24 protein-coding genes are annotated in these 24,811 nt (G+C 64.0%); 7 read left to right on the forward strand and 17 right to left on the reverse strand.

All coding sequences use genetic code 11. The features are described from left to right. Positions 1–134 precede the first annotated feature (134 nt). From pqqE to pqqA, 5 genes are all read right to left on the reverse strand, one after another. Positions 135–1,280: a pyrroloquinoline quinone biosynthesis protein PqqE gene (gene pqqE, locus R3175_RS12145; protein ID WP_318944550.1), complete on the reverse strand. Its 1,146-nt coding sequence runs from the start codon at positions 1,278–1,280 to the stop codon at positions 135–137. Next, a complete protein-coding gene (gene pqqD, locus R3175_RS12150) occupies positions 1,277–1,540 on the reverse strand; it encodes a pyrroloquinoline quinone biosynthesis peptide chaperone PqqD (protein ID WP_318944551.1) in 264 nt (87 codons plus the stop codon). The genes pqqE and pqqD overlap by 4 nt, the downstream gene beginning before the upstream one ends. Next, the gene (pqqC, locus tag R3175_RS12155; protein ID WP_318944552.1) at positions 1,540–2,301 is read right to left on the reverse strand and encodes a pyrroloquinoline-quinone synthase PqqC; all 762 of its coding nucleotides are present in this window, start codon (positions 2,299–2,301) and stop codon (positions 1,540–1,542) included. The genes pqqD and pqqC overlap by 1 nt, the downstream gene beginning before the upstream one ends. After that, positions 2,298–3,227, reverse strand: a complete 930-nt coding sequence (gene pqqB, locus R3175_RS12160; RefSeq protein ID WP_318944553.1) for a pyrroloquinoline quinone biosynthesis protein PqqB — start codon at positions 3,225–3,227, stop codon at positions 2,298–2,300. Before pqqB ends, pqqC begins: the two co-directional genes overlap by 4 nt. 101 nt (positions 3,228–3,328) lie before the next feature. Then, a complete protein-coding gene (gene pqqA, locus R3175_RS12165; protein ID WP_007153157.1) occupies positions 3,329–3,400 on the reverse strand; it encodes a pyrroloquinoline quinone precursor peptide PqqA in 72 nt (23 codons plus the stop codon). Between the two features lie 244 nt (positions 3,401–3,644). Between pqqA and R3175_RS12170 the strand changes: the two genes are divergently transcribed. After that, positions 3,645–4,499 carry a PP2C family protein-serine/threonine phosphatase gene (locus R3175_RS12170; protein WP_318944554.1) on the forward strand — a complete coding sequence of 285 codons (855 nt, stop codon included), beginning with the start codon at positions 3,645–3,647 and terminating at the stop codon, positions 4,497–4,499. A 222-nt stretch (positions 4,500–4,721) separates the two neighbouring features. Here the strand turns inward: R3175_RS12170 and R3175_RS12175 are convergent, their stop codons facing one another. From R3175_RS12175 to pedF, 6 genes are all read right to left on the reverse strand, one after another. Beyond that, a complete protein-coding gene (locus R3175_RS12175; RefSeq protein ID WP_318944555.1) occupies positions 4,722–6,242 on the reverse strand; it encodes an aldehyde dehydrogenase family protein in 1,521 nt (506 codons plus the stop codon). A gap of 226 nt (positions 6,243–6,468) precedes the next feature. Continuing rightward, a complete protein-coding gene (locus R3175_RS12180; RefSeq protein WP_318944556.1) occupies positions 6,469–8,241 on the reverse strand; it encodes a PQQ-dependent methanol/ethanol family dehydrogenase in 1,773 nt (590 codons plus the stop codon). Between the two features lie 176 nt (positions 8,242–8,417). After that, positions 8,418–9,359 carry a quinoprotein relay system zinc metallohydrolase 1 gene (locus tag R3175_RS12185; protein ID WP_318944557.1) on the reverse strand — a complete coding sequence of 314 codons (942 nt, stop codon included), beginning with the start codon at positions 9,357–9,359 and terminating at the stop codon, positions 8,418–8,420. After that, a complete protein-coding gene (locus R3175_RS12190; RefSeq protein ID WP_318944558.1) occupies positions 9,356–10,123 on the reverse strand; it encodes a quinoprotein dehydrogenase-associated SoxYZ-like carrier in 768 nt (255 codons plus the stop codon). The genes R3175_RS12185 and R3175_RS12190 overlap by 4 nt, the downstream gene beginning before the upstream one ends. Positions 10,124–10,128: 5 nt before the next feature. Beyond that, on the reverse strand, positions 10,129–11,055 hold the full coding sequence (locus R3175_RS12195) for a substrate-binding periplasmic protein (RefSeq protein ID WP_318944559.1): 927 nt from the start codon (positions 11,053–11,055) through the stop codon (positions 10,129–10,131). A gap of 47 nt (positions 11,056–11,102) precedes the next feature. Next, a complete protein-coding gene (gene pedF, locus R3175_RS12200; protein WP_318944560.1) occupies positions 11,103–11,534 on the reverse strand; it encodes a cytochrome c-550 PedF in 432 nt (143 codons plus the stop codon). Between the two features lie 274 nt (positions 11,535–11,808). Here pedF and R3175_RS12205 point away from each other — a divergent pair, with 274 nt between their 5' ends. The 4 genes from R3175_RS12205 to R3175_RS12220 all read left to right on the forward strand — a co-directional run bounded on the left by R3175_RS12205 (position 11,809) and on the right by R3175_RS12220 (position 15,588). Next, positions 11,809–13,014, forward strand: a complete 1,206-nt coding sequence (locus R3175_RS12205; RefSeq protein ID WP_318944561.1) for an ABC transporter substrate-binding protein — start codon at positions 11,809–11,811, stop codon at positions 13,012–13,014. A gap of 71 nt (positions 13,015–13,085) precedes the next feature. Then, positions 13,086–14,060, forward strand: a complete 975-nt coding sequence (locus R3175_RS12210) for a YVTN family beta-propeller repeat protein (RefSeq protein ID WP_318944562.1) — start codon at positions 13,086–13,088, stop codon at positions 14,058–14,060. Then, on the forward strand, positions 14,057–14,785 hold the full coding sequence (locus R3175_RS12215; RefSeq protein WP_318944563.1) for an ATP-binding cassette domain-containing protein: 729 nt from the start codon (positions 14,057–14,059) through the stop codon (positions 14,783–14,785). The genes R3175_RS12210 and R3175_RS12215 overlap by 4 nt, the downstream gene beginning before the upstream one ends. Then, on the forward strand, positions 14,782–15,588 hold the full coding sequence (locus R3175_RS12220; protein ID WP_318944564.1) for an ABC transporter permease: 807 nt from the start codon (positions 14,782–14,784) through the stop codon (positions 15,586–15,588). The genes R3175_RS12215 and R3175_RS12220 overlap by 4 nt, the downstream gene beginning before the upstream one ends. Positions 15,589–15,600: 12 nt before the next feature. On the opposite strand, the gene R3175_RS12225 is transcribed toward R3175_RS12220, so the two are convergent. From R3175_RS12225 to R3175_RS12235, 3 genes are read right to left on the reverse strand one after another with little or no spacing between them, the layout of a single operon-like run. Next, complete coding sequence (locus R3175_RS12225) at positions 15,601–16,245, reverse strand: ABC transporter ATP-binding protein (RefSeq protein ID WP_318944565.1); 645 nt, start codon at positions 16,243–16,245, stop codon at positions 15,601–15,603. After that, entirely contained in the window at positions 16,238–17,008 is a 771-nt protein-coding gene (locus R3175_RS12230) for an ABC transporter permease (RefSeq protein ID WP_318944566.1), read from the reverse strand. Before R3175_RS12230 ends, R3175_RS12225 begins: the two co-directional genes overlap by 8 nt. Beyond that, a complete protein-coding gene (locus R3175_RS12235; protein WP_318944567.1) occupies positions 17,005–18,003 on the reverse strand; it encodes an ABC transporter substrate-binding protein in 999 nt (332 codons plus the stop codon). Before R3175_RS12235 ends, R3175_RS12230 begins: the two co-directional genes overlap by 4 nt. A gap of 138 nt (positions 18,004–18,141) precedes the next feature. Here R3175_RS12235 and R3175_RS12240 point away from each other — a divergent pair, with 138 nt between their 5' ends. Together R3175_RS12240 and R3175_RS12245 are read left to right on the forward strand one after the other, a co-directional pair. Further along, entirely contained in the window at positions 18,142–18,732 is a 591-nt protein-coding gene (locus R3175_RS12240; protein ID WP_318944568.1) for a rhodanese-like domain-containing protein, read from the forward strand. 105 nt (positions 18,733–18,837) lie between these two features. Further along, entirely contained in the window at positions 18,838–19,512 is a 675-nt protein-coding gene (locus R3175_RS12245) for a response regulator transcription factor (RefSeq protein ID WP_318944621.1), read from the forward strand. Between the two features lie 102 nt (positions 19,513–19,614). Here the strand turns inward: R3175_RS12245 and R3175_RS12250 are convergent, their stop codons facing one another. From R3175_RS12250 to R3175_RS12260, 3 genes are all read right to left on the reverse strand, one after another. Beyond that, positions 19,615–22,191, reverse strand: coding sequence for a NahK/ErcS family hybrid sensor histidine kinase/response regulator (locus tag R3175_RS12250; protein ID WP_318944569.1), 2,577 nt, complete (start codon positions 22,189–22,191; stop codon positions 19,615–19,617). A gap of 7 nt (positions 22,192–22,198) precedes the next feature. Further along, positions 22,199–23,365, reverse strand: a complete 1,167-nt coding sequence (nosP, locus tag R3175_RS12255) for a nitric oxide-sensing protein NosP (RefSeq protein ID WP_413231771.1) — start codon at positions 23,363–23,365, stop codon at positions 22,199–22,201. Between the two features lie 263 nt (positions 23,366–23,628). After that, complete coding sequence (locus tag R3175_RS12260; protein WP_318944571.1) at positions 23,629–24,735, reverse strand: porin; 1,107 nt, start codon at positions 24,733–24,735, stop codon at positions 23,629–23,631. Positions 24,736–24,811 lie beyond the last annotated feature (76 nt).

Here is a 24,811-nt window from a genome sequence, read left to right on the forward strand (position 1 = left end):
ACCGGTGACACCAGAGGGCGCAGCCCCCAGTGGAGGCATCCAGTTCCAGCCAGAAGACTCCGGCGGCACTGACCTGCAGGGCCTCGCGCTGGCCCTGGGCGGCCGCAGCCTGATCCGGCGTGAGGACGGTTCCCTCAGCCGCTGCGGTAGAACAGCCGGGAATTGCTGGGGTTGCGATAGGTCAACTCCTCCAGGCCGGCGGTGGCGTGATCCGCCGCGCGCCGGGCCGCCAGGATACGATCGTGATGGGGGGATTTGCTGCACACCGGGTCGGCGTTGTCGGCGTTGCCGGTCAGCAGGTAGGCCTGGCAACGGCAGCCGCCGAAGTCCTTGTCCTTCTCGTCGCAGGAGCGGCAAGGCTCGGGCATCCAGCTATCACCCCGGTAATGGTTGAAGCCGGGGCTGTCGTACCAGATCCTCCGCAACGACTCGTCGCGGACATTGGCAAAGTCGATGGGTAACAGCCGGGCACTGTGGCAGGGCAAGGCGGTGCCATCCGGTGCCACGGTCAGGAACAGACTGCCCCAGCCGTTCATGCAGGCCTTGGGGCGTTCCTCGTAGTAATCCGGGGTGACGAAGATCAGCTTCATCGTCGAGCCGGCATCCGCCAGCCGCGCCCGCTGCTCGTTCACTTCCCGCTCGGCGGCCTCCAATTGGCTGCGGGACGGCATCAGCCCCTCCCGGTTGTGGAAGGCCCAGCCATAGTACTGGCAGGTGGCCAGTTCCACGTAGTCCGCCCCCAGCCGGTGGCACAGGTCGATGATGTCCCGCATCTGGTGGATGTTGTGACGATGGATGACGAAGTTGAGCACCATGGGGTAGCCGGCCTCCTTCACCGCCCGGGCCATGGCCAGTTTCTGCTCGAAGGCTTTGCGGGAGCCGGCGACCGCGTTGTTCAACTCCGGATCGGACGCCTGGAAACTGACCTGGATATGGTCCAGACCGGCGTCCCGGAACCGGTTGACCTTGGTCTCGGTGAGCCCCAGGCCGGAGGTGATCAGGTTGCTGTAATAACCCAACTGACGGGCCTCGGCGATCAGCTCGGGCAGGTCCTGGCGCACCAGCGGCTCGCCGCCGGAGAACCCCAGTTGTGCCGCCCCCATCGCCCGTCCCTGGCGCAGCACACTGAGCCACTGCTCGGTGGTCAGCTCCTGCTCGCGGTGGGCATAGTCCAGCGGGTTGGAGCAGTAGGGACACTGCAACGGACAGCGGTAGGTCAGTTCCGCCAGCAACCACAACGGCGGTCCCACCCGGTCCTGTCCATCGGCTAGCGGTGTCATGACAGCAAGATCCAGTGTTGCCGTTGAGCGTCCTGCAGGAATTCCTCCACATCCTCGGCCAGGGAGCCCGCGTCCGGAAATTTCTGTTCCAGGACGCGGACGATGTCGGCTACCGAGCGCTGGCCATCCACTTCCGCCAGGATCGCCCCGGCACTGCCATTGAGCCGCACCATGCCCTCCGGGTACAGCAGCACGTGGCAATCCTGCGCCGGTTCCCACTGGAAGCGGAAGCCCGGGCGGAGCTTGGGGACCCCGCCCATCACAGCCCCAGCCCCCGGTGCCAGACGGGCTGATCGGTCACGGTATGGTACGGCGGCGTCTGGTGCACATAAGCCATAGTCAGGGCATCCAACATAGACCATAGGATATCCAGCTTGAATTGTAGTATTTGCAGGGCCCGCTGTTGCTGGCCCACCGTGGTGAAGTGATCCAGGGTGATGGCCAGGCCGTGCTCCACATCCCGCCGGGCCTCGGCCAACCGCTTGCGGAAGTAGCAGTAACCGCGTTCCTCAATCCAGGGGTAATGCTGGGGCCAGCTGTCCAGACGGCTCTGATGGATCTCGGGGGCGAACAGTTCGGTCAGCGAGGAACAGGCGGCCTCCTGCCAGCTCGCCCGCCGGGCAAAGTTGAGGTAGGCGTCCACCGCGAACCGCACGCCGGGCAACACATGGCGCTGGTCGATCAGCTCCTCGCGGCTCAGGCCGACCGCCTCGCCCAACTGCAGCCAGGCCTCGATACCGCCCTGATCGCCGTCATGGCCGTCATGGTCCAGTACCCGCAGCAGCCATAGCCGGCGAACCTCGGCGTCCGGGCAGTTGGCCATGATGGCGGCATCCTTGCGGGGGATATTCACCTGGTAGTAGTAGCGGTTGGCCACCCAGCCCCGGATCTGCTCCGGGGTGCATTGGCCGCCGTACATGGCCCGATGATAGGGATGGTGGATATGGTACAGCTCGCCCTTGGCCCGCAGGGCCTGTTCAAAATCCACCCGGCTCATGGGTGTCTCAACCGCAGCGTTCATGGCGCCTCCGACATATCCAGGTGCATCCCGTCCCAGGCCACGTCGATGCCATGGCGGGTCAGTTCCGCCCGCTCCGGGGAATCGTCGTCGAGGATGGGGTTGGTGTTGTTGATGTGAATCAGGACCTTTCGCTCGGCATCCAGTGCATCGAGCACCTCGATCATGCCACCGGGGCCGCTCTGGGCCAGGTGCCCCATCTGCTGACCGGTCTTGGCGCCGACCTCGCAGCGCTGCATCTCATCGTCCCGCCACACGGTGCCGTCCACCAGCAGTACGTCGGCCCGGGTCATCCAGCTCAGGATACGCTCGTCCGGCTGACCGAGCCCCGGCGCGTAGAGCAGAGTCTTGCCGGTTCGGGCGTCTTCGACAAACAGGCCGACGTTGTCCCCCGGATGGGGCTTGTCCCGACGGGGCGAATACGGCGGGGCATTGCTCAGCAGGGGAATGGCAGTGAACCGCAGCGACGGGGCACAGTCGATGGTAAAGGACTCATCGTCCTGGCAGGGCATGGGGCGCCAGTTCAGGCCGCCGTTCCAGTGGGACAGCATGGTAAACAGCGGGAAGCCGGAGCTGAGGTCGGCGTGCACCTGCTCGGTACACCAGACATCGAACGGGCAGCCCTCACGCAGCGAAAGCAGGCCGGTGGTATGGTCCACCTGGCTGTCCATCAGCAGGATCGCGCTGATTCCGGTATCCCGTACCCGACGCGCCGGCTGCATGGGCGCAAACGACGCCAGCTGGGCCCGGATATCCGGCGAGGCGTTGCACAATATCCAGTGTGTGCCATCTTCACTGATGGCAATGGAGGATTGGGTACGGGGAACCGCGTTGATGGTGCCGTTGCGCACCCCGGTGCAATTGCGGCAGTTGCAGTTCCATTGCGGGAAGCCACCACCGGCGGCGGATCCCAGGACGTGAATGTGCATGGCGGAACTCCAGGGCGGGAACGGCCAGCCTCACAGCTGGCCGTCACCCGTGGGCGATTGGCCGATACTTGGCTAATGGCAAAGTACTAATGGCACAGTACTCAGCGGTTGGCGAAGTACATGGTCACTTCGAAGCCAATCCGCAAATCTTCATACGCTGGTTTGGTCCACATGTTGCTTTCCTCTTCATTGTTGTCGTAAGCAGGGTTTGGTTAGCGGCTCTGCCGGTAACTCAACTTCGATGCTAACGCCGGAGTGCCGGTGCCAACATGGTACTTTGGAAGCAATTTCAGTCCCGGGCCATGGAACTTATGGCGGAGCCTTCTGGCCCAATTTTTACGGCACCTCGACTTAATCATAGTAGTGCCCGACACAGGACAGCGAACCACCCGCCGTGGTGGTAACGGAGAACAAGCCATGATCGCCGGATGGAGCGGTGGCCAGATCCAGGGTCGCCGCAAGTACCAGGAAGACCGCTACGCCGTGGTGGAAAAGCAAACCGCCACGGTCGGCGGTGACGTACGACGGCTCCCCACCCCGCTAACCCCGGCCAAGGACACCCTGTTCCTGCTGGCCGACGGCATGGGGGGCATGGGCCATGGCGATCTGGCCGCGGACACGGTGGTGGAGCACTTCATCGCCAGTTACCGGCAGCCGCCGCCAGTCTCCACGCCCCCGGCGGCGCGACTGGCGCGCGCGCTGGAGGCGGCCAATCAGGGACTGACCCAACTGATCACACGGGAACCGGAGAAGACCGGCATGGGGACCACCCTGATTGCCCTGCTCTGGCACCAGGCCGAAGACACCATCGAATGGCTGTCGGTGGGCGATTCCCTGCTGTACCTCTACCGGGACGGCCGCCTGTTACCGCTGAACGAGAAGCACAATGGCCGCTACCTGGCCGAGCGGTATGCGGCCGCCGGTGATGCCGCCCACGCCGACGAGCTGCGCATGATGGGCAATGTGCTGTTCAGTGCCGTGGATGGCAGGCCGATCCGGGAAGTCGACCGCTCCGATCACCCCCTGCCCCTGCAGGACCGGGACCTGGTGATCCTGGCCAGCGACGGCCTGGAAACCCTGCCTCACGATGAACTGGCGGCCGCGCTGGTAAGGTCACAGGCGGCACTGGCACGGGCCGGCGACGCCGAGCAGGCAGGCCAGGCCATCGTCAACTGTCGCAATCACCTGTTCGAGCGGCTGCAGGAAGCCGAGGCGCCCTTCCAGGACAATTGCACCATCGTCACCATTGGATTCTTTGAGGACAGAGCCTGACCGATACGCAAAAAAAAACGGCCCTGGGACAGGACCGTAAGCGATGGCAGGAAGACCCATTGATCCCCGCAACGCAGAACCGTTGCGGGCCCGGCAGGGCGCCGGGAACTCAGTGCACGTCCGTGCGCCGACTCGTCACCGGGCTGACTCCGCGATAGCCCGGGCACAACAACACCTAATAAACGCTTGACTCAGAATCCGTTCAGGAACCCAGACAGGTTCTTAGAAGAAGCCCAGAGGGTTGGTGTCGTAGCTCACCAGCATGTTCTTGGTCTGCTGGTAGTGTTCCAACGCCATCTTGTGGGTCTCGCGACCAACACCGGACTTCTTGTAGCCGCCGAACGCCGCGTGAGCGGGATAGGCGTGGTAGCAGTTCATCCACACCCGACCGGCCTGGATGTTACGGCCCATGCGGTACGCCAGGTTGGTGTCCCGGGTCCAGACACCGGCGCCCAGGCCGAACTCGGTATCGTTGGCGATGGCCAGGGCTTCGTCCTCGGTCTTGAAGGTGGTCACCCCCACCACCGGGCCGAAGATCTCCTCCTGGAACACCCGCATCTTGTTGTCGCCCTTGAACAGGGTCGGCTGGATGTAGAAACCGTTGTTGAAGCCTTCGCCCAACTGCTCACAGTCACCGCCGGTCAGCACCTGGGCGCCTTCCTGTTTGCCGATCTCCAGGTAGGACATGATCTTCTCGAACTGTTCCTTGCTGGCCTGGGCGCCGACCTGGACGTCGGTATCCAGCGGGTTGCCACGCTTGATGGCCTTGGTGCGCTCTACCACCCTGGCCATGAAGTCGTCGTAGATGTCCTCGTGGACCAGGGCACGGGACGGGCAGGTGCATACCTCACCCTGGTTGAAGAAGGCCAGCACCACACCTTCCACGGCCTTGTCGATGAACTCGGGCTCGGCATTCATGATGTCCGGGAAGTAGATGTTCGGCGACTTGCCACCCAGCTCCACGGTGGACGGGATGATGTTCTCCGCCGCGCACTTGAGGATGTGGGAACCGACCGGGGTGGAGCCGGTGAAGGCGATCTTGGCGATGCGCTTGCTGGTGGCCAGGGCCTGACCGGCCTCGATGCCGTAGCCGTTGACGACGTTGAGCACGCCGGGCGGCAGCAAGTCACCGATGAGTTCCATCAGCACCAGGATGCTGGCCGGCGTCTGCTCCGCCGGTTTCAGCACGGTGCAGTTACCGGCGGCCAGGGCGGGACCCAGCTTCCAGGCCGCCATCAGCAGCGGGAAGTTCCAGGGAATGATCTGGCCGACAACCCCCAGCGGCTCGTGGAAATGATAGGCCACGGTGTTGTGGTCAATCTCACCCATGTGCCCTTCCTGCGCCCGGATGCAGCCGGCGAAGTACCGGAAATGATCGGCCGCCAGCGGGATGTCGGCGTTCAGGGTTTCACGAACCGCCTTGCCGTTGTCCCAGGTCTCGGCCACCGCCAGCTTCTCCAGGTTGGCCTCGATGCGGTCGGCAATCTTGAGCAGGATGTTGGAGCGCTCGGTCACCGATGTCTGCCCCCAGGCCGGTGCGGCCTTGTGGGCGGCGTCCAGCGCCAGCTCGATGTCCTCGGCGGTGGAGCGGGGAATTTCGCAGATCACCTCGCCGTTGACCGGGGTGATGTTTTCAAAGTACTGGCCCTTGACCGGAGCCACCCATTCGCCTCCGATGTAGTTGTCGTAACGGGATTTGAAGGAGACGACGGACCCTTCCTGTCCGGGTTGTGCGTAGATCATGAGATCGCCCTCTTGTTGTGGTATTCGCCAGGCCCCGGAGCCTTGAAAACTCCTCTGGCCCTTACGCTTTCAGGTCCACTTTAGACCCCACCACCGGGAGCGCCAATGGGTCCTTGGACGGGAAAAACTCCTCCCTTGGTCGTAGTTTTCACACCCACGAAAATGCCCACCGGACACCCCATAAAAAAGGGCCGCAGAGCGGCCCTTGAAGCGGGATTCGGATGGATCAGTTGCTCGCTACCCGGTCACTCGGCAGCTTGAACGTCCACACCATACCGCCCTGGTTGAAGTCCTTGACCACCCGGGCCACTTCACCGCCCCAGAGCGGGACCGCACCGCCCCAGCCGGAGGCCACGGAGACGTACTGCTCGCCGTCCATCTCCCAGGTGATGGGGGTGCCTACCACACCGGAACCGGTGTTGAAGCGGTACAGTTCATCACCGGTGTTGGCGTCGAACGCCTTCAGGTAACCCTCCGGGGTACCGGTGAACACCAGGTCGCCGGCGGTGGTCATCACGCCGCCCCACAGCGGAGCGGTGTTTTCCTGGCGCCAGACCTCTTCGCCGGTCTTGGGATCGATGGCCCGCAGCACGCCGATGTAGTCGTCATTCACTGGCTTGATGGTGAACCCGGCCCCCAGGTAAGCCGCCCCTTTCTTGTAGGACACCGGCTCGTTCCAGATGTCCATCGCCCACTCGTTGGAGGGCACGTAGAACAGGCCGGTCTCCTGGTTGAACGCCATCGGCATCCAGTTCTTGCCGCCAAGGAAGGAGGGCTGTGCCAGCACCGGCTCGCCCTTCTCGGCGGAGACTTCGGCCGGGTTCCCCGGACGGCCGCCCTCTGTGTAGATCGGACGGCCGTTCTCATCCAGGCCCTCGGCCCAGGTGATCTTGTCGACAAACGGGAAGCCGCGGATGAAGTCGCCGTTCTCCCGGTTCAGCACGTAGAAAAACCCGTTCCGGTCAGCGGTGGCGGCGGCGTGGATGACATCGCCATCCTCCTCGTAGTCGAAGGAGATCAGCTCGTTGACGCCATCGTAGTCCCAGCCGTCATGGGGCGTGGTCTGGAAGTGCCACTTGATGCTGCCGTCGTTGGGATCGATGGCCAGACGGGAGGACGAGAACAGGTTGTCGCCGGGACGCAGGTGGGAGTTCCAGGGGGCCGGGTTACCGGTGCCGAAGAACAGGGTGTCGGTGACCGGGTCGTAGGTACCGCCCAGCCAGGTGGCGGCGCCACCGTTCTTCCACAGATCGCCCGGCCAGGTGCGGCCGGCCTCACCGCCGGAGATGCCATTTTCGATGGCTTCGCCGTCCCTGTAGACGTAACCCATATGGCCCTCCACGGTGGGACGGGTCCACAGGATTTCGCCGGTATTCGGGTCGTAGGCTTCCACCTTGCCGACAATACCGAACTCGCCGCCGGACACACCGGTGATCAGCTTGCCGTTGACGATGATCGGCGCGGCGGTGATCGAGTAACCGGCCTGGTAGTCGGCCACTTTCTTGATCCACACCACCTTGCCGGTGTCCTTGTTCAGGGCCACTAGCTTGGCATCCAGGGTACCGAAGATGACCTTGTCGTCGTACAGGGCAACCCCCCGGTTGATCACGTCGCAGCAGGGCATGATGCCGTCCGGCAGACGGGCGTCGTACTGCCAGATCTCCTCGCCGGTCTTGGCATCGATGGCGTAGACCCGCGAATAGGAGGCCGAGACGTACATAACGCCGTCCTTCACCATCGGCTGGGATTCCTGGCCCCGCATCTTCTCGCCGCCGAAGGCAAAGGCCCAGACCGGTTGCAGGTTCTGGACATTCTCGCTGTTCAGGGTGTCCAGGGTGCTGAAGCGCTGGCCTTGCAGGCCCATGCCGTAGCTGACCACATCGTCGGTGGTCAAATGGTCGTTCAGGATGTCCTCGTCGGTGACTGCGTGAGCCCCGTACGAGACAGCCAGCGCCAGGGCGCTGGCAGTAAACTGCATACCGATCCGATTCGATCTCATGGTTGCGCTCTCCAATTCTCTTGTTGTCAGTTTCAGCAACGAACCGGGAAGTGTTCCCGCCTCTGCCCCTGATTCTTGGGGGAAGTGCCTTGCGCAACAATTCCCCCCCAGCACAGGTTTTCTCATCACTTGGTAGTAAGACCCGCTCGCCGACGACGCAGTGGCAATACCGGGGCTTACCGTTCCGGCAACAGCTCCAGGGCCGCTTTCTCGTAACGGGGATACAGATGGGTGGTGGTCCGAATCAGCTCGTAGCGGGTGCCGGCCATTCCCTGGAAACGGTCCGGAATCGGCAGGTTCATCACCTCCGCCAGGGTCAGCCCCCGGGAGGCGGACTTGCTCAGGGTCTGGTAGAGCCAGGACAGATAGTCGTTCATCTGACGGAACGCGGAATCGTCGGACACCACCGGCCCGTGCCCCGGTACCACCAGGGTGTAGGGCAGCTCGCTCAGCGCCATCAGCTCCTTCGCCCATACCATCAGCCCCGGGCTCTGGGGGGTAGTCAGGGCCCGGTTGTAGAACACCATGTCGGAGGCAAACAGCACCCCGGTGTTCTCATCAAACACCACCAGGTCGGAGCCGGTGTGGCCGCTGAACTCCATCAGCCAGAAGCGGTGGTCGCCCACCACCAGCGGTCCAGGCGCCAGGGTGTTGGCGGGTACCACCACCTCGGTACCCCGCATCCAGTCACCCACCAGGCGATACATGTTGTCGGAGAAAGCCTCCCCCTCCCGGGCCAATGCCTGGCGACCGCTGTCCAGCATGTACAGGGTGTCCGGATCGAAGGCCTGGTTGCCGAAGACATGATCCGGGTGGTGATGGGTCAGCAGCACGTGACGGATGGGCTCGTCAGTGGTGGCCTCAATCAGTGCGCGCAGGGCCTCGCCGTACAACCGGGAGGGTCCGGTATCGATCACTACCACGCCATCGCCGGTCGCAATGAAGGCGACGTTGACGATATTGCCGCCGTTGTCGCGGGAAAAATTGCCGGTACTGCCCTCCACTACCCAGGTATTGGTCGCCACCGGCGTCGCCTCCAGGGCGTACCGAAGTTCGTCCGCCACCCCGATGAGAGACCAGCCCAACAGCCACAGCAGACTGAGCCCCCGCACAATCATGCCCCACCTCCGAGGCGCCGCTCGAACACGTTGCCGTTGTTGTCGCGCAGCCAAAGCATGGCCCCGGCGGGCTGTCGCTCCAGCTCAAAGACGAACATCGGGTTCTCGGCCGCCGACTGGGACAGGGTCATGGACAACAGGGGCTCATCGGCGCCCGGCACCGCCAACCTGACCGACTCGATATGGAACGCGGGCACGTCTCCCACCATGCCGGAGTCCATGGGGTGCATGACGCTGAACTTGTAGCGCACCCCGGGCACCTGGGAGAAGGCGCCGCCGCGGATGGTGCCGAAGTTGCTTTCCCAGTCGGGATTGGCCGCGGTCAGGCTGGGCGCCGTGCAGCCCCCGCCCGCCGCATCCACATAGGCACTGCCAATGTGCCAGACGCCGTGGCGGTCTCTCACCGCCGCCCGCACCGTGGTGGCCTGCTGCACGCGGAAGTTGAGGGAAATCAGACGGGTGGGCGTGGCGCCCGGTGTCAGGGTGAACAGATGAGGAATGGGGTTCAGGTCGATCCAGGTGACAATCTCGTCCACCTCTCCGGGGAACCCGGACAGGTCCAGGGTCAGCGGGACCTGGGCGGAATCCTCGGCAAACGGCGGCACCGTGAGCACTACACGCTCATCGAGGACCACCTCACGGCCCTCCCCCAGGTAACGGTTCAGGTTGTACTCCCACATGGGCGAACCGAAAGGGTCCTCCGGGACCGCCCCCTGCACCGGTCCGCCCAACAGGATAAAGAACAGCAAAACGATCCGTCCCACAGCATTCACTCCTCATTGGCTGCACTCAAAATTGCCTGGTAGAACCCCGGCATCTCGTAACGCAGGCCGTAGCGGGCAAAGATCTCGGCCATTTCACCGTTTCGCACCAGCCTGTCGACGATGGCTTCGATGGCGTGGCCCAGCTGACGATGGGTGTGCTTGACCGCCATGCCCACATCCCACACCTGCTTGGTGATGCCTGGGAAGCCGTTGCTGGCCGGCTGGAAACCGTGTTCGGCGTTCCGGCTCAGCAGGTAGTCGATCTCCCCCCGCATGCCCATCACCGCGCTGACGTCGCCGGCCACCATCGCGTCGAAGGCGTCGGCCACGGAGCGGTAGTGGTGGGCCTGGTTGCGGAGTCGGCCCCGGAAGGCCGAGGTCAGGTAGGTGTCCGGCAGGGTGTCGATCTCCACCCCGATGGGGTGGTACTGGAACACCGCCATGGTCGGCACGCCGTCCAGCGCCTCGGGATCAAAGGCGATCTGCCACTGCTCCTGCTGATAGGGCCCGAACAGCACCACCTGGTCGTTGATCACCTCGCCGGTGGAGTCGCGCATGTAGGCGTAGGTCTTGTCGTAGGGCACCCGCATCATCACGTCCGCCACTCGAGTCTTGGCCAGGTAGTGCCCCTTCCAGACGTTGTTGCGCAAGTCGTCTTCCAGGGTTTCATCCGGTACGATCCAGTGCACCCGGAATTCCACCCCCAGCTCACGGGCAATATGCCGGCCGATGTCCACATCGACACCGGCCGGCTCACCATCCTGCATAAACGAGTACGGCGGAAAATTGTCATACACCCCGACATTCAGGTAACCGGAGTCGATCACAATGTCGTGGGTGCGCTCCGGCGCCCGGTTGAGCACCAGCTCCGCCAGGGCGGACCCGCTGAACAGGAGCAGCACCAGAATGGACAGGCAACGCAGACTGTTCATACCCATCACCTCGCTGTGATGTGCGCCAGGACCACTGCCGAACCGGATCACTCCGGCTTGGGCAGGGACTCGACGTAGGTACGAATGGACCAGATGGCAGTCTGGTTCAGACTGTTCTTGAACGACGGCATACCGCGCTCAGTCCCGTTCATCACCCGGCCGATGAAGTACTCATCATCCCACTCGGTCAGCTCCCGCAAGTCCGGCGTCAGGCCACCGGACATCGCCTCGATGCCGTGGCACCCGGCGCAGTTGCCGGCGTAACCGCTCTTGCCAATTTCGATGGCCTTGGCGTTCAGATCGCCATGCTCATTACCTTCGCGAAACGGGTTCTCCATCAGCGCCTCGGTCCCCAGATCCGGCAGCGCGCCGGTGTCCACCGGCTGCGGTGTCACATTGCCATGGCCCCAGGCCACGCCTGCGCCAGCCATCAGGGCAGCGGCAACCAGTGCTTTGAAAAAAGAAGATGAAACGGCCATAGCGAGATACCTCTGTTGTTATCCGTGTGCCGAGCGAGCCTCCTGAGACATCGCCAGCTATCTGTGCCCAGTCTAGAAATCTCCAGAGGCACATCGAATTCCACTTTGGGGGCTTAGGAGTAGTTCCTTGGTAGTAGATCCGGAGGCATCACCTCGGTGGCAGGAACTGGCTTTTCGTTCTTTAGTACCTACCGATTGCGACTTTGTGAATATTTCCGGGGCCAGATCCGTTCTTTAAGCTCAGGGTGAGTCCAGAAATAAATAAGGATGCACCATGCACACGAACCTTCGCCTGCTGCTGCCCATTGTCGTAGCCATTGCACTCGGACTGTTCCTGTCGTCCGGGGGTCGGGCTGCCGAACTGGAGGTTCGTATTGGCTACATCCAGTGGACACCGGACCAGGGCCCGGTGCTGTCCAACGTGATTCCGGAACCGGAGGATGCCGGCCTGCGGGGCGCCGAGTTGGCCATTGAGGACAACAACACCACCGGCCGCTTCCTGGGCCAGCACTTCACCCTGGCAAGCGTCGTTGCCGACTCGGAAGCGCAGGCCATGGCCGCCCTGGAGCGTCAGTTGGCGCAGGGCATCGCACTGTTTGTGCTGCGAGTGCCGGCGGCAACCCTGACTCAAATGGCCGATCAGGCCGGCGACGGCGCGCTGTTGTTCAACGCCGGCGCCCGGGAAAACGCCCTGCGTACCCAGAATTGCCGTCCCCAACTGCTGCACACCCTTGCCAGCTACGCCATGCTCACCGATGGCCTGGCCCAGTGGCTGAACCAGCGCCGCTGGAAACGGCTGCTGATGATCACCGGTCCCACCGAGGCGGACCGGCAGTGGGCGGAGTCCTTCCGCCGCGCCAGCCAGCGCTTCGGCCTGGAGCTGGTGGCCGACAAGCCCTGGACCTTCGACGCCGACCTGCGCCGTACGGCATCCCGGGAACTGCCCCTGTTTACCCAGACCGACAATGACTACCACGCCGTGGTGGTGGCCGATGTGCGTGGGGACTTTGGCGAGTACGTGCCCTTCAACACCTGGCTGCCACGGCCGGTGGTGGGCACCCAGGGCATGACCCCGGAGGCCTGGCACCGGGTGGTGGAAAGCTGGGGCGCGGCCCAGCTGCAGAATCGTTTCCGGGAGCTGGCGGATCGCCACATGAACAGCGAGGACTACGCCGCCTGGGCCGCGGTACGCTCGGTGGGCACCGCGGTGACCCAGCTCAACGGCGCCGATGCCGCCCAAATCCGCGACTTCCTGTTCTCCGAGCAGTTCCAGCTGGCCGCCTTCAAGGGCCGCAAGCTCAGCTACCGGTCGTGGAACGGCCAGTTACGGCAACCCATTCCGCTGGTTCACCCCCGCGGCCTGGTGGGCAAAGCGCCAATCGAAGGATTCCTGCACCCGCGGACGGACATGGACACCCTCGGGTTCGACGAGCCCGAGAGTCAGTGCCGGATCAACTCGTTGTCGGCCAAAGACAGGTGATCGCGGTACGCGGTAGAGGCATCGCCCAAAAGAGAACCACCGCCTTTTTGGAACAAAAAGAGAGTCGCACCATGACCACAATCGTAAAAACCACTGCCCTGGCCGCGATGATCGGCCTGTCCGTCCCCGCAGCCGCCAGCCTGGCCTATGTCTCCAATGAGAAGGACAACAGCATCTCGGTGATCGACACCGACTCCCTGGAGGTGGTGGAGACCATCGACGTCGGCCAACGCCCCCGGGGCATCCTGCTGTCCAAGGACCACAGCAAGCTGTACATCTGCGCCAGTGACGACGACACCGTGCAGGTCCTGGACCTGGCCACCCGCCGCATCGTCGACACCCTGCCCTCCGGCGAGGACCCGGAGCAGTTCTCCCTGCATCCCAACAACCGCCACCTGTACATCGCCAATGAGGACGACGCCATCGTCACCGTGGTGGACGTGGACAGCAAGGACGTGCTGGCCCAGATCGATGTGGGCGTAGAACCGGAAGGCATGGCGGTAAGCCCGGATGGCAGGTGGGCGGTGAACACCAGCGAAACCTCCAGCATGCTGCACTGGATCGACACCACCGACTTCCAGATCAAGAAGAACATCGTGGTAGGCCAGCGTCCCCGTCACGTGGAGTTCAGCCGGGACAGCAAGGTCGCCTGGGCCTCGGCGGAGATTGGCGGCACCGTTCACATCATCGATGTCGACAGCCTGGAGGAAATCAGGCAATTGACCTTCAGCATTCGTGGCGTGCACCCGGACAAGGTCCAGCCGGTGGGCATCGAGCTGACCTCCGACGGCAAGTACGCCTTTGTCGCCCTGGGGCCGGCCAACCATGTCGCGGTGGTCGACGCCCAGACCTACGAGGTGCTGGACTACCTGCTGGTGGGCAGCCGGGTGTGGCAGTTGGACCTGAACCGGGACGAGACCCAGCTTTACACCACCAACGGCGTGTCCGGTGACGTGTCGGTGATCGATGTGGAGGACCTGAAGGTGATCAAATCCATCAAGGTTGGACGCTACCCCTGGGGCGTCGTGATCGATCCCACCTCATGACTCTCACCGCCCGCAACCTCAGCTTTCGCTATGGCCGCAGGCCGGTGCTCTCCGAGGTCAGCTTCGAGCTGATCCCGGGGGCCTTCCACGCCCTGCTGGGGCCCAACGGGGCCGGCAAGTCCACCCTGTTCGGCCTGCTGACCCGGCTACTGGCAATGCAGTGTGGCGACATTCTGCTGGAGGGCCGTTCCCTCAAGAAGCACCCGGCCGAGGTCATGCGCCAGATTGGCGTGGTATTCCAGCAGAATGCCCTCGACCTGGACCTGACGGTGCGGCAGAACCTGATGTACCACGCCGGCCTGCACGGTCTGTCACGGCGCCGGGCCCGTCAGCGCTGTGACCAGGAACTGGACCGGTTCGGGCTGCTGGAGCGGGCCAACGACGCCGTTCGGCTGCTGAACGGTGGCCACCGGCGCCGAGTGGAGATTGCCCGCGCCCTGCTCCACCAACCAAGCCTGCTGTTACTGGACGAGCCCACGGTGGGGCTGGATGTGCCCAGCCGGCAGGCGCTGAACCGCCATGTCCGCAACCTGTGCCGCGACCGGGGGCTGACGGTTCTGTGGGCCACCCACCTGATCGAGGAGGTGGAGCGGGACGACCGCGTATTGATCCTGCACCGGGGCCAGCTGCTGGCCAACGGCGAGGGCCACGCCCTGTGCCAGTCCGAAGGCACCCACACCCTGGCCGAAACCTTCCAGGCCCTGACCGGGGAGACCACGCCATGACCCCCATGCATTACCTACACTGTTTTGTCGCCATCCAGTCCCGGGAATGGCGGCGGTTCTGGCAGCAGCGCACCCGCTTCGCCAGCGCCCTGGTACGCCCCCTGCTGTGGTTGCTGGTGTTTGCCGCGGGGTTTCGCGCGGTGCTGGGGGTGTCCATCATCCCGCCGTACCAGACCTACATCACCTACGAGACCTACATCGCCCCCGGCCTGTGCGGCATGATCATCCTGTTCAACAGCATGCAGGGTGCCCTCTCCATGGTCTACGACCGGGAGCTGGGCAGTATGCGGGTGTTGCTGATGAGCCCGTTGCCAAGACCGTTCCTGCTGGTTACCAAACTGCTGGCGATGGGGCTGGTCTCGATAGGCCAGGTCTATGTGTTCCTGCTGATTGCCCGGCTGATCGACGTGGAGCCGCCGGCCTGGGGCTACCTGGCGGTGCTGCCGGCGCTGATGCTGACCGCCCTGATGCTGGGCGCCCTGGGTCTGTTGATCGCCACCTGGGTCAAGCAGCTGGAGAACTTTGCCGGGGTGATGAACTTCGTGATCTTCCCGATGTTCTTCCTGTCCTCGGCGCTGTACCCCCTGTGGAAGATGCAGGAGGCCTCCCCCTGGCTGTACTGGTTGTGCCAGGCCAACCCCTTCACCCACGCCGTGGAAACCATCCGGTTCGCTCTGTACCTGCAGTGGAACGGCGCGGCCTATTTCGTGACCACCGGCGTTACCCTGGTGCTGGCGGGGCTGGCCACTGCCGCCTTCCGACCCCAGCGCACCCGCATCCTGGGCACCCGTGCCACTGGCTGAGGGCGACGCCTGTTACAGGGCCACCCTGGAGAGCGCAGACACCGCACTGCCAGGCCAGTCTTCCCGGGTTAAGCGGGCCGGGCGGCCACGGAGATACCACCGCTGGTTGGCCAACTGGTGAGCGTCGCGGGCGTCGTGGGTGACACAGATCATCGCCATTCCGGGGCGCCGGTCCAGCAGGGCCGCAATCAGCCGCCGTAATTCGTCCGCACGCGGCCTGTCCAACGAGGCAAAGGGTTCGTCCAGCAGCAACACATCGGGTTCCACCGCCAGACAGCGGGCCAGGGCTGCACGACGGGCCATGCCCAGGGATAACTGATCCGGCCGATGGTGACCGTAGCCGACCAGCCCCACCTGGGTCAGCAGATGGGCCGCCCGTTCCCGCTCAGCACCAACCAGCGCCAGGTTCTGGAACAGGGTCCGCCAGGGCAACAACCGGTGTTCCTGAAATAGATAGCCCAGCCGTACCCCAGGGTCCAGACGCACCGTATCCGGCGGCACCCTGGTGTCAATCCCGGCGATGAGGTTGAGCAGCGTGGTCTTGCCCACACCGGAAGGCCCCAATAGGCAGATGCGATCTCCGGGACGCACCTGGGCCCGGATCTCCCCCAGGATGGGGTGATGGCTGCGTTGAGACTGCAGACACAATTCAAGCATGGCTCAACTCCGGTCGGCGCCAGCGGGAGGCCCGCCGCTCGATGGGCTGCAAGACGGCCAGTTCAATCAGTTGCACCACCGCGATAAAGGCCAGGCTGTAGGCCAGAATCGCCGCCACATCGAACAGCTGGAACGCCATGTGGAGCTGGAAGCCAACGCCATCGGAGCGGCCCAGCAGTTCCACCACCAGGACGATTTTCCAGATCAGCGCCAGGCCACCGCGGGTGGCCGCCATCAGGTAGGGAAACAGCTGCGGCGTCCACACGTGCCACAACCGCTGCCAGCCGGTGAATCGGTAAACCCGGGCCATCTGCTCCAGCCGTGGGTCCAGGCTGCGGGCGCCTTCGCGCAGGGTCACCGCCACGTTGGGCACCTTGTTGATCACCACTGCCAGGATGGCCGCCGGTTCCACCAGCCCCATCCACACGTACAGCAGGATGATGGTGACCAGCGCCGGCAGGTTGAGCAACAGCACCAGCACCGGGTCAAATACCGCATTCGCCAGGGCTGATCGTCCCAGCCACAGCCCCAGCAGCGAGCCCAGCACCATGGCCAGGCAGAAGCCGGTCGCCACCCGGTAGAGCGTGGCGCCCAGGTGACGCCAGAGGTCACCAGCGCCTGCCGCATTCACCAGGGTGTCCAGCACCGCCAGCGGCGAGGGCAGTAACGAGGATTCCAGCGCAGCGGCAATGCCCGCCCAGCCCAGCACCAGGACCGGCAGGGCAACCCAGTAGGCCCACCCTGGCGCAGCGCCCCGGCTCACGGGAACTCCCGATAGAACAGACCGGCATCTATCACCCGGTCTTGGCTGGCCCCGACCATGCCCAGCAATCGCTGCAGGTCGGCAATCCGCGCCTCGTCCAGCGGGGCGGGGGTGCCGGCCACAAAGCCGGTACGCAACTCACGGAAGGTGGCTTCCTCCGGGTTCCGCATCAGTGGGCGCAGCGGAAACCAGTAGGCCGGCTCGGTCGCCAGCTCCTGCTTGGCCTCACGGAGTGCCGCCGCGAACCGTTGCAACAGCTGCGGGTGACGAGCCGCCCACGGCTGGCTGAACACATAGCCCAGTACGGGCAGATCGGCATCCAGCGACAGCTCGCCCAACAGGTCCGACAGCCGGAGGGCCGAACGCATATCCCCTTCGCCCCGCAGGCGGGCGGCAAAATGCCAGTAGGTGACGATGGCATCCAGTTGCCCCCGCTTCAGGGCCTGATTCAGTAACGGCGGCGCGGCGTATTGAATTTGCGCGGTGGACAGATCCACCCCCTGTTGCCGGGCGACCCGCTGCAGCAGAATCCAGCCCTTGCTGTCGGCACCGCCGGCGACGCCGATGCGCTTACCCGCCAGATCGGCCAGCGTCTCGATCTCGGAACCCGCAGGCACCACCACATCGCCAATCTGGGACGAGAACGGCAGGTACAGGTAGCGGTCGCCGGCCTCGAACCGGGACTGTGCCCACAGCAGGTCGGCCACCGCCCCTGCCACCGTGCCACTGGTCACCGCCAGCCGCGACGCCGGCAGGTTGGCCACCAGGCGCAGGTCCAGCTTGAAACCGTGTTGCTCATCCAGATGCCGTCGCTGCAGGTGATCGAGCTCCCAGTGGGCGGTGCCAAACTGGAGCACGCTGAGGGTCAGGGTCGGCGCCGGCTCGGCCACCGCCGGCGCCGATGGAAGCAGGCACAGAGCAGCTACCCAGATCGCCAGGGTTGCCAGGACGGTCCGACAGGGGGTGCAATGGGCGAATCGATCGGTGGTATACATATCTTCACGATACGAAGCGCCGACAACTGTCAGAATAGTACTTTAGTGCTTCTTTTTTGCTGCGATGGTCTCATTCAACCCCAGACGGGGTTCGCGTCTAATGGGATCATGACAAGAATAAACAGAGGTTTTTGCTTTATGGTCAGGCAACTGATCGGTCTTGCGTTTCTCTCGCTGGGGGTCGGCACCGCAGCCGAACCCGTCGTCTCGCCCCTGCCGGACTCCCAGGAAGCCTTCTTTTCCGATGACGGCTACCGCATCGACCGATACCGCAGCCCAACACCGGCCAAGGCCGTGGGCGCCGAAACCGTCTCCACTGAGGGCATGCAGGCCCTGTTGGAGAAGGAGCCCGCGCTGGTGGTGATCGACGTGATCAACCTGGAGTACCGCGCCGACCGTTTCCTCCAGACCGAGCCGCACCGCTCCCTGCCGTCGGCGGTCTGGCTGCCCAACACCGGACGTGGCCGCCTGGAGGACGCCTGGCACGACTATCTGGTGCAAAATGCCCTGGCTCTGGCCCGCCACAACCGCAACCACCCGGTGGCGGTGCTCTGCAAATCCGACTGCTGGCTGTCCTGGAACGCGGTCAAGCGACTGTCCGAGGCGGGCTTCCGCAACCTTTACTGGTACAAGGATGGTGTCGATGGTTGGGCCAACGCCGGTTTGCCGATGCAGCCCATCAGGCCGGTCAAGCCCCGGTTTCATTCCGAACAATCGAGCGATTCGTGAGGTAACGCCATGCTGACTGATGCCAACAACGCGAGCCATGCAAAAAAAAGCTATGATGAAGATGGCAGTACGCCAGAAACACAAGCCGCCACGGTAGCCGAGCCCATGGAGTCCGCCTACAAGATCCTGATTGCGGATGATCACCCACTGTTTAGGGAGGCCATCAGTAACGTCATTGCCGCCGGCTTCGGGGGCAGCGAGATCCTGGAAACGGAGGATTTGGACACCGCCCTGGAACTCACCCGCGAACACGACGACCTGGACCTGATCCTGCTGGACCTGAACATGCCCGGCATGCATGGCCTGAACGGCCTGATCTCGCTGCGCAACGAGGCGCCCACCATTCCGGTGGTGATCGTGTCGGCGGAAGAGGACAAGCAGGTGGTGCTGCAGGCGATCACCTACGGTGCGGTGGGCTTCATCACCAAATCCTCGCCCCGTGAGCAGATGACCGACGCCATCACCCAGATCCTCAACGGCAACGTCTACCTGCCTTCGGACATCATCCGGACCGGCAAGGAGACCCAGCGCCGCCATCGTCATGAGGACAACCCCATCTCGCCGGAGCTGCTCAACTCCCTGACCCGGCGCCAGCTGCTGGTGCTGGAACGGATGGCCAAGGGCGAATCCAACAAGCAGATTGCCTACAACCTCAATATTGCCGAAACCACGGTCAAGGCCCATGTCTCTGCCATCCTGCGCAAGCTCGGGGTGCATAACCGGGTTCAGGCCATCCTCTCCGCTGGCGACGTCGATTTCAGCCAGTACCTCAAGCGCTGATTGCCCGTCCCGCTCAGGCCAGGCGGGCAAAGGCAAGCCCCCGCCTTGCCAGCCTGCCTTCCGGCAACGGACGTCGGTCACCGGCACTCAATCGACCGGACCCTACTGCATCAGGATGTGATGAAGGGCGGACCGCAGTTTGAGGGGTTTCACCGGCTTGTTCATCAGCAGGTAGCCGCGATCGCGAATGTCCTGCTTAAGCTCGTTGGTGTAGTTGGCGGTGATCATCACCACCGGCACGGTCTGCTCCCGGAGGCCGTTGATCGCCGCCACCGCGTCCACGCCGGTCTCGTCGTTGTCCAGGTGGTAGTCCGCCAGGATCAGATCCACCGGGCTCGACACCAGATCCACCTGGGCCTCCAGGTCCGCCAGCGACACCGCCGTCAGCACCCGGCAGCCCCAGCCTTCCAGCAAGGTCTTCATACCGCTGCAGATGGACAGGTCGTTGTCGATCACCCAGATGCGGGTGCCCCCCATCGCCTGATCCGACGGCAAGTGGACAGCCTCGTCCTGATCGCGGCGGGCCGGCAGGGTCCCCAGTGGCACTCGAACGCTGAACACCGAGCCCTTGCCCTCCACCGAATCCACGGTAATCTCATGACCGAGAATGCGGGCAATCTTGTCGACGATGGCCAGGCCCAGGCCCAGCCCCTTGTCCGCCTGCGCCCCGGCGGGCTGTATCCGCTTGAATTCCTGAAAAATCTCGGTGAGCTTGTCGTCCGGGATGCCGGGACCGGTATCCCACACCTGGAGTAGTACGTGGTGACGCTGGCGGCGACAACCCAGCAGGATCCGCCCCTGACCGGTGTAGCGGATGGCGTTGGTCAGGAAATTGCGCAGGATGCGAGCCAGCAACTGGGAGTCCGAGTTCACCACCGCCGAGGACGGCACGAAATCCAGCTGCAACCCCTCGGTAATCGCCATCTGGCGGAATTCCCGCGCAATGTTGTTCAGCAGGTCCCTAAGGTCAAAGGCGGTGACATCCGCCTTGATCACCCCGGCGTCGAGCTTGGAGATATCCACCAGGGTACCCAGCAGGTTTTCCACATCGTCCAGCGAGTTGCTGACCGAGCGCACCAGGTTTGCCGCCTTCATGCCGAACGACTGCTCCAGCAGCGCGCTGGTGAACAGGCGGGCGGCGTTCAGCGGCTGTAACAGGTCGTGACTGACCGCCGCCAGGAACTTGGTCTTGGACAGGTTGGCCCGCTCCGCCTCCAGCTTGGCGTCCCGCAACCGGGCCTCCACCGCCGCGCGCTCGTTGATCTCCTGGCGCAGCTTGTTGTTCAGGCCGGTCAGTGCCGCGGTGCGTTCCTTGACCCGTCGCTCCAGGTGGTCGTACGCCTGCTCCAGCGCCAGGGCGGTGCGCCGCCGGTCGGTGATGTCGCGGATCAGCACGAAGAACCCCACCACCTCACCGCGGCCGTCCCGATTGGGCACGTAGGAGCGCAGCATGTAATGCAGCGAGCCCCTGCTGTCCTCTTCCTCCAGCTCGAAGTTCACACTCTCGCCGGCCAGGGCCTCGTGTACCTGGGGCATCAGCCGGTCGTACAGCGCCGGTTCGTGCACTTCATCCAGCGACAGCCCCAGCAGGGACGTCCGGCCCCGGCCATACCAGGCTTCATAGACCTTGTTGCAGAACTGGACGGTGAGATCGGCGCCAACATAGGCAATCAATGCCGGCACATGGTCCGTCACCACCCGGACCCAGCGCTCGCTCTCCTCGAGGGTTTCGGCGTACCGGTAACGCTCGGTGATGTCGGTGTAAGTGTTCACAAACCCGCCATCCGGCATCAGGTGGGTCTTGATCTCGATCACCGTGCCGTCGGCCCGGCGATTAACCTGCTCCACGAATTGCACCCGATCACGGGCGCCGGTGTCCGGATGCAGCAGCGGCAGGTCGGAACCGGCCATCAGCTCCATCAGGCAGCGGTCGGTGGAGACCCGGCCATGGGGCAGACCGGTAAGGCGCAGGAATTGGTCGTTCCAGATCTCCGGCCGGCCATCGGGATTGACCAGCACCACCCCCTGGGACAGGTTGTCGACGGTGGCCTGCAGCAACCGGGACTTCTCCGCCAGCGCCTGTTCCCGACGGGCGGTTTCGCTATTCTTGACGTCGGTGATGTCGGAATACAGCACCACCAGCCCACCTTCCCGGGTGGGCCTTTCGGTCATCTGCACCCAGCGCCGATTGGACAACAGGAACACCGAGCCCTCCGCCTCCGGATCGTTGTGCTCCTCGACGATCAGGCCGGACGTCAGCGCCTTGGCGCGCACCTCCTCGATGGTATCCCCCGGGCTGGCCTTGACGCCGGTCGCTCGCCAGTAGCCGTTGAACCGACTGTTGCTGAGGATCAACCGGTGGTCCTGGTCGAACAGCACAAAACCGTCGGCAATGCTTTCGATGGCGTCCACCAGCCGCTGGCGCGTGGTTTCGGCCTCGTCCCGGGCGCGGTTGAGCGCCTTATTGCTGACCTTCAGCTCGTCCATGGCCTGATTCAGGGCTTCGGTCCGCTCCCGCACCTGCTCGGCCAGCACCACCGAGTGCTCGAAGGCGGCGTAGGGGTCCGGCTTGTGGGCCGCCCCCGATTCCACCCGCTGGATCAGGGCATCACGAATCTTGCGCAGGCGCGCATTCTCCGCCTCCAGCTCGGCGATGCGCCGATCCTTGGTCGACGCCACGGTGGACTCAGCGGCCCTGCGGGAAACGTTCAGGCTGGCCAATCACCACCCCCGTGAATGTCTGGTTGATGTGCATGCCATCGAACTGCTCGCCGTAGGAGTTGAAACCGATGACCCGATGCTGCCGCAGGAACCGGGAGACCTCCTGGTCGATACCGGCAAACTCCGCCTCCAGTCGCCGCAGGAAACAGTCACAGCCGATGGTCACCAGCGGCGGCCCCACCACCTTTTCGGCCATCTGGAGCTGGGTTTCCAGGCTGCGCTGCAGCGAATCCGGCTTCATCGCGGTCATCACAATGCCGGTCTCCACGGCGCAGTAGAACGTCAGGCTCCGGTCCGGGTTGACCCGCTGCACCGAGCGGATGAAGTAGTGCCCGCCAATGCGCACCGCCATCGGCCGCAGGGCAAAGGTGCGTCGGTCCAGTTCCGCCACCGGGACTCCGGCCACCCGGGCATAGGCCTCCGCCGCCGGTTCCGCGTTGAGTTCATAGACGGTCCGGCTGTCGCTGTCGGCGGCAGTCACCACCAGCTTTTCGTCCCTCGCCGTCATGTGGTGGGTGGAAAAGACGCGGAAATCCAGCGGCGTATTCACCAGCATGACGATCGCCGACCGGTCGTAGAAGCGCCCCTGGTAGTAGACATGGGTGTTGCTCAGCCGCTCATCGTCGCCGGCGGAACCGCCGAATTGGGGAATGGTGCCCAGGGCGGCGTTCAGGGTTGCCAACACCAGCTCCTCGCGGCTGGATAGGCCGTCCAACAGGGTGATGGCGAAGGTGTTGCCCTTGACGGGAGCCAGGCGGGCATCACGGCAGGTGGCCAGCAGCCGGTCAATACAGGCCTGGGCATCCTCCAGGGTGAAACACTCCAGCTCCTGGATCAGCGCACAGTCAATGGCAAAAAAACGGCGGTCGAAGCCGATGGCGGTGATGCAGCCGCGACCGTAGCCTTCCGGGGTAATCTCACCCGCGGAAGTGCAGCCACAGACCACCTGGTCCGGGAACTCCTGCTCCAGGGCCGGGCCCAGGCGGGCCAGGTCGTATTCGGCCGAGCAGAAGAACAGCACGCACCCCAGGTGATCATGCTTCAGGCCCTGCCCCAGTTCCCGGGCAGCGACCAGGGCGTCCCGCTCACTGGCGCTGGCCACTCTCACGGCGGATGGGGAGGGGTCGAGCATCATCGGGGCGGGCTCCGGCTTGAACTGGCTTATCCCCGATTGTACGGCACCCGGCGACCGGGCCAATTCGACTTCCGTACTTTTTATCGGCGCACCAAACCTATCGTAAGCCATTGATCGAAAAGCCTCAGGAGTTTTGCCATTGTGTTACACAGCACCAGCCTTTCCCACCAGCCGGTACTTTAGTCGCAGACCGGCCCCACGCCGGGCCGGTCTGGATAGGAAGAGTCCGCCAGCCCGGCTGGCGGAGACTGCTCTGGCGCTCAGAAGGTCACCACCGCCCCCAGGGCGACGGTGTCCGTCTCAGTGACCGTGGCATCGGTGGTGCGGTTGCTGTCTTCGTACAGGTTGTACTCGGCCACCAGCTTGAGATTGCTGTTGACGTCGTGGAAGAAGGCCACCGTGGTGTTCTCGGTTTCCACGTCCAGGACCTCGGCATCGGACTCGCCGTACGACAACACCAGTCGGTTCGCCCCGAAGGCGTAAGAGCCCTGCACCAGGAAACCGTCGGCATCGTCCTCGGTCACCGGCCCGTTGACGATCAGCACCGGGTTATCGCCCTCGGAGGTGAAGCCGGATGCGGTCAGGGACAGCCCCGCCACGGAGGCCCTGAGACCGTATCCCAGACCGGTCGAGGTCACATCGTTACCGGTGGCCACGTCTTCCGACTTCTGGTGACGGCCGTTGACCCAGCCGGTCAGGGCCACACCGCTGAGGTCCGCGCTGTAGGTGGCTTCCGCCTCGAAACGCGGCGCCGACTGCTCGTCACCGGCACCGGTGGCGGTGTTGGCCGGGTCCAGCACCCCCACGGCCAGTTTCAGGCCGCTCATGTCCGGCGTGCGGTAGGTGATCTGGGCACTGGGCGTCGGATAGGGATAGCCGGTACGGATGTTACCGAAGGAGACGCCGCCCGGCGCCCCCGGCGAACCGAAGCCCAGCAGGATCTCGTCCAGGAAGATGTTGGAACGGGAGTAGAGCCCGAAATCCTTACCGATCAGCACCTGACCGAAGTCGCCATCCACCGTGGCGTAGAACTGACGCACATCGATGGCCGTGTCGGTGGGCGAGTCCAGGCTGTCGTTGATGGTGGTCCAGAAGGACGAACGGCCGCCCAGGGTCAGGTCACCCACTTCCTTGCTGAAGTTGAAGCCGATGGTGTTGGGCAGGAAGCCCATCTTGACCCGCGAATTCTGAGTGTCCGCAATCTTATCGTCACGGTTGACGTAGAAGGCATTGAAATAACCATCCACGGACAGTGATGTACCTTCAGCGCTGTAGACTTCGACCGCTGCGTTGGCCGATGCGCCAAAGCCAGCCGCTGCCGCAAGGGCCAACGCCAGCGCTGACTTTCTGAAGTTGTTGTTTTTCATGCTTCCCCCGATTGGTTTTTTGTCTGGGATACAGGATTCACCCGTTGCGGCGGGACGGGGTTACGTCCCACCGGTG

Origin of the sequence: Marinobacter sp. (assembly GCF_033722735.1) — a bacterium.
GTDB lineage: Bacteria > Pseudomonadota > Gammaproteobacteria > Pseudomonadales > Oleiphilaceae > Marinobacter.

Coding starts and splice junctions, on each gene's coding strand:
- pqqE (WP_318944550.1), bottom strand. CDS start 1,280: ATGACACCGCTAGCCGATGGACAGGACCGGGTGGGACCGCCGTTGTGG.
- pqqD (WP_318944551.1), bottom strand. CDS start 1,540: ATGGGCGGGGTCCCCAAGCTCCGCCCGGGCTTCCGCTTCCAGTGGGAA.
- pqqC (WP_318944552.1), bottom strand. CDS start 2,301: ATGAACGCTGCGGTTGAGACACCCATGAGCCGGGTGGATTTTGAACAG.
- pqqB (WP_318944553.1), bottom strand. CDS start 3,227: ATGCACATTCACGTCCTGGGATCCGCCGCCGGTGGTGGCTTCCCGCAA.
- R3175_RS12170 (WP_318944554.1), top strand. CDS start 3,645: ATGATCGCCGGATGGAGCGGTGGCCAGATCCAGGGTCGCCGCAAGTAC.
- R3175_RS12175 (WP_318944555.1), bottom strand. CDS start 6,242: ATGATCTACGCACAACCCGGACAGGAAGGGTCCGTCGTCTCCTTCAAA.
- R3175_RS12180 (WP_318944556.1), bottom strand. CDS start 8,241: ATGAGATCGAATCGGATCGGTATGCAGTTTACTGCCAGCGCCCTGGCG.
- R3175_RS12185 (WP_318944557.1), bottom strand. CDS start 9,359: ATGATTGTGCGGGGGCTCAGTCTGCTGTGGCTGTTGGGCTGGTCTCTC.
- R3175_RS12195 (WP_318944559.1), bottom strand. CDS start 11,055: ATGAACAGTCTGCGTTGCCTGTCCATTCTGGTGCTGCTCCTGTTCAGC.
- pedF (WP_318944560.1), bottom strand. CDS start 11,534: ATGGCCGTTTCATCTTCTTTTTTCAAAGCACTGGTTGCCGCTGCCCTG.
- R3175_RS12205 (WP_318944561.1), top strand. CDS start 11,809: ATGCACACGAACCTTCGCCTGCTGCTGCCCATTGTCGTAGCCATTGCA.
- R3175_RS12210 (WP_318944562.1), top strand. CDS start 13,086: ATGACCACAATCGTAAAAACCACTGCCCTGGCCGCGATGATCGGCCTG.
- R3175_RS12215 (WP_318944563.1), top strand. CDS start 14,057: ATGACTCTCACCGCCCGCAACCTCAGCTTTCGCTATGGCCGCAGGCCG.
- R3175_RS12220 (WP_318944564.1), top strand. CDS start 14,782: ATGACCCCCATGCATTACCTACACTGTTTTGTCGCCATCCAGTCCCGG.
- R3175_RS12225 (WP_318944565.1), bottom strand. CDS start 16,245: ATGCTTGAATTGTGTCTGCAGTCTCAACGCAGCCATCACCCCATCCTG.
- R3175_RS12235 (WP_318944567.1), bottom strand. CDS start 18,003: ATGTATACCACCGATCGATTCGCCCATTGCACCCCCTGTCGGACCGTC.
- R3175_RS12240 (WP_318944568.1), top strand. CDS start 18,142: ATGGTCAGGCAACTGATCGGTCTTGCGTTTCTCTCGCTGGGGGTCGGC.
- R3175_RS12245 (WP_318944621.1), top strand. CDS start 18,838: ATGGAGTCCGCCTACAAGATCCTGATTGCGGATGATCACCCACTGTTT.
- nosP (WP_413231771.1), bottom strand. CDS start 23,365: ATGCTCGACCCCTCCCCATCCGCCGTGAGAGTGGCCAGCGCCAGTGAG.
- R3175_RS12260 (WP_318944571.1), bottom strand. CDS start 24,735: ATGAAAAACAACAACTTCAGAAAGTCAGCGCTGGCGTTGGCCCTTGCG.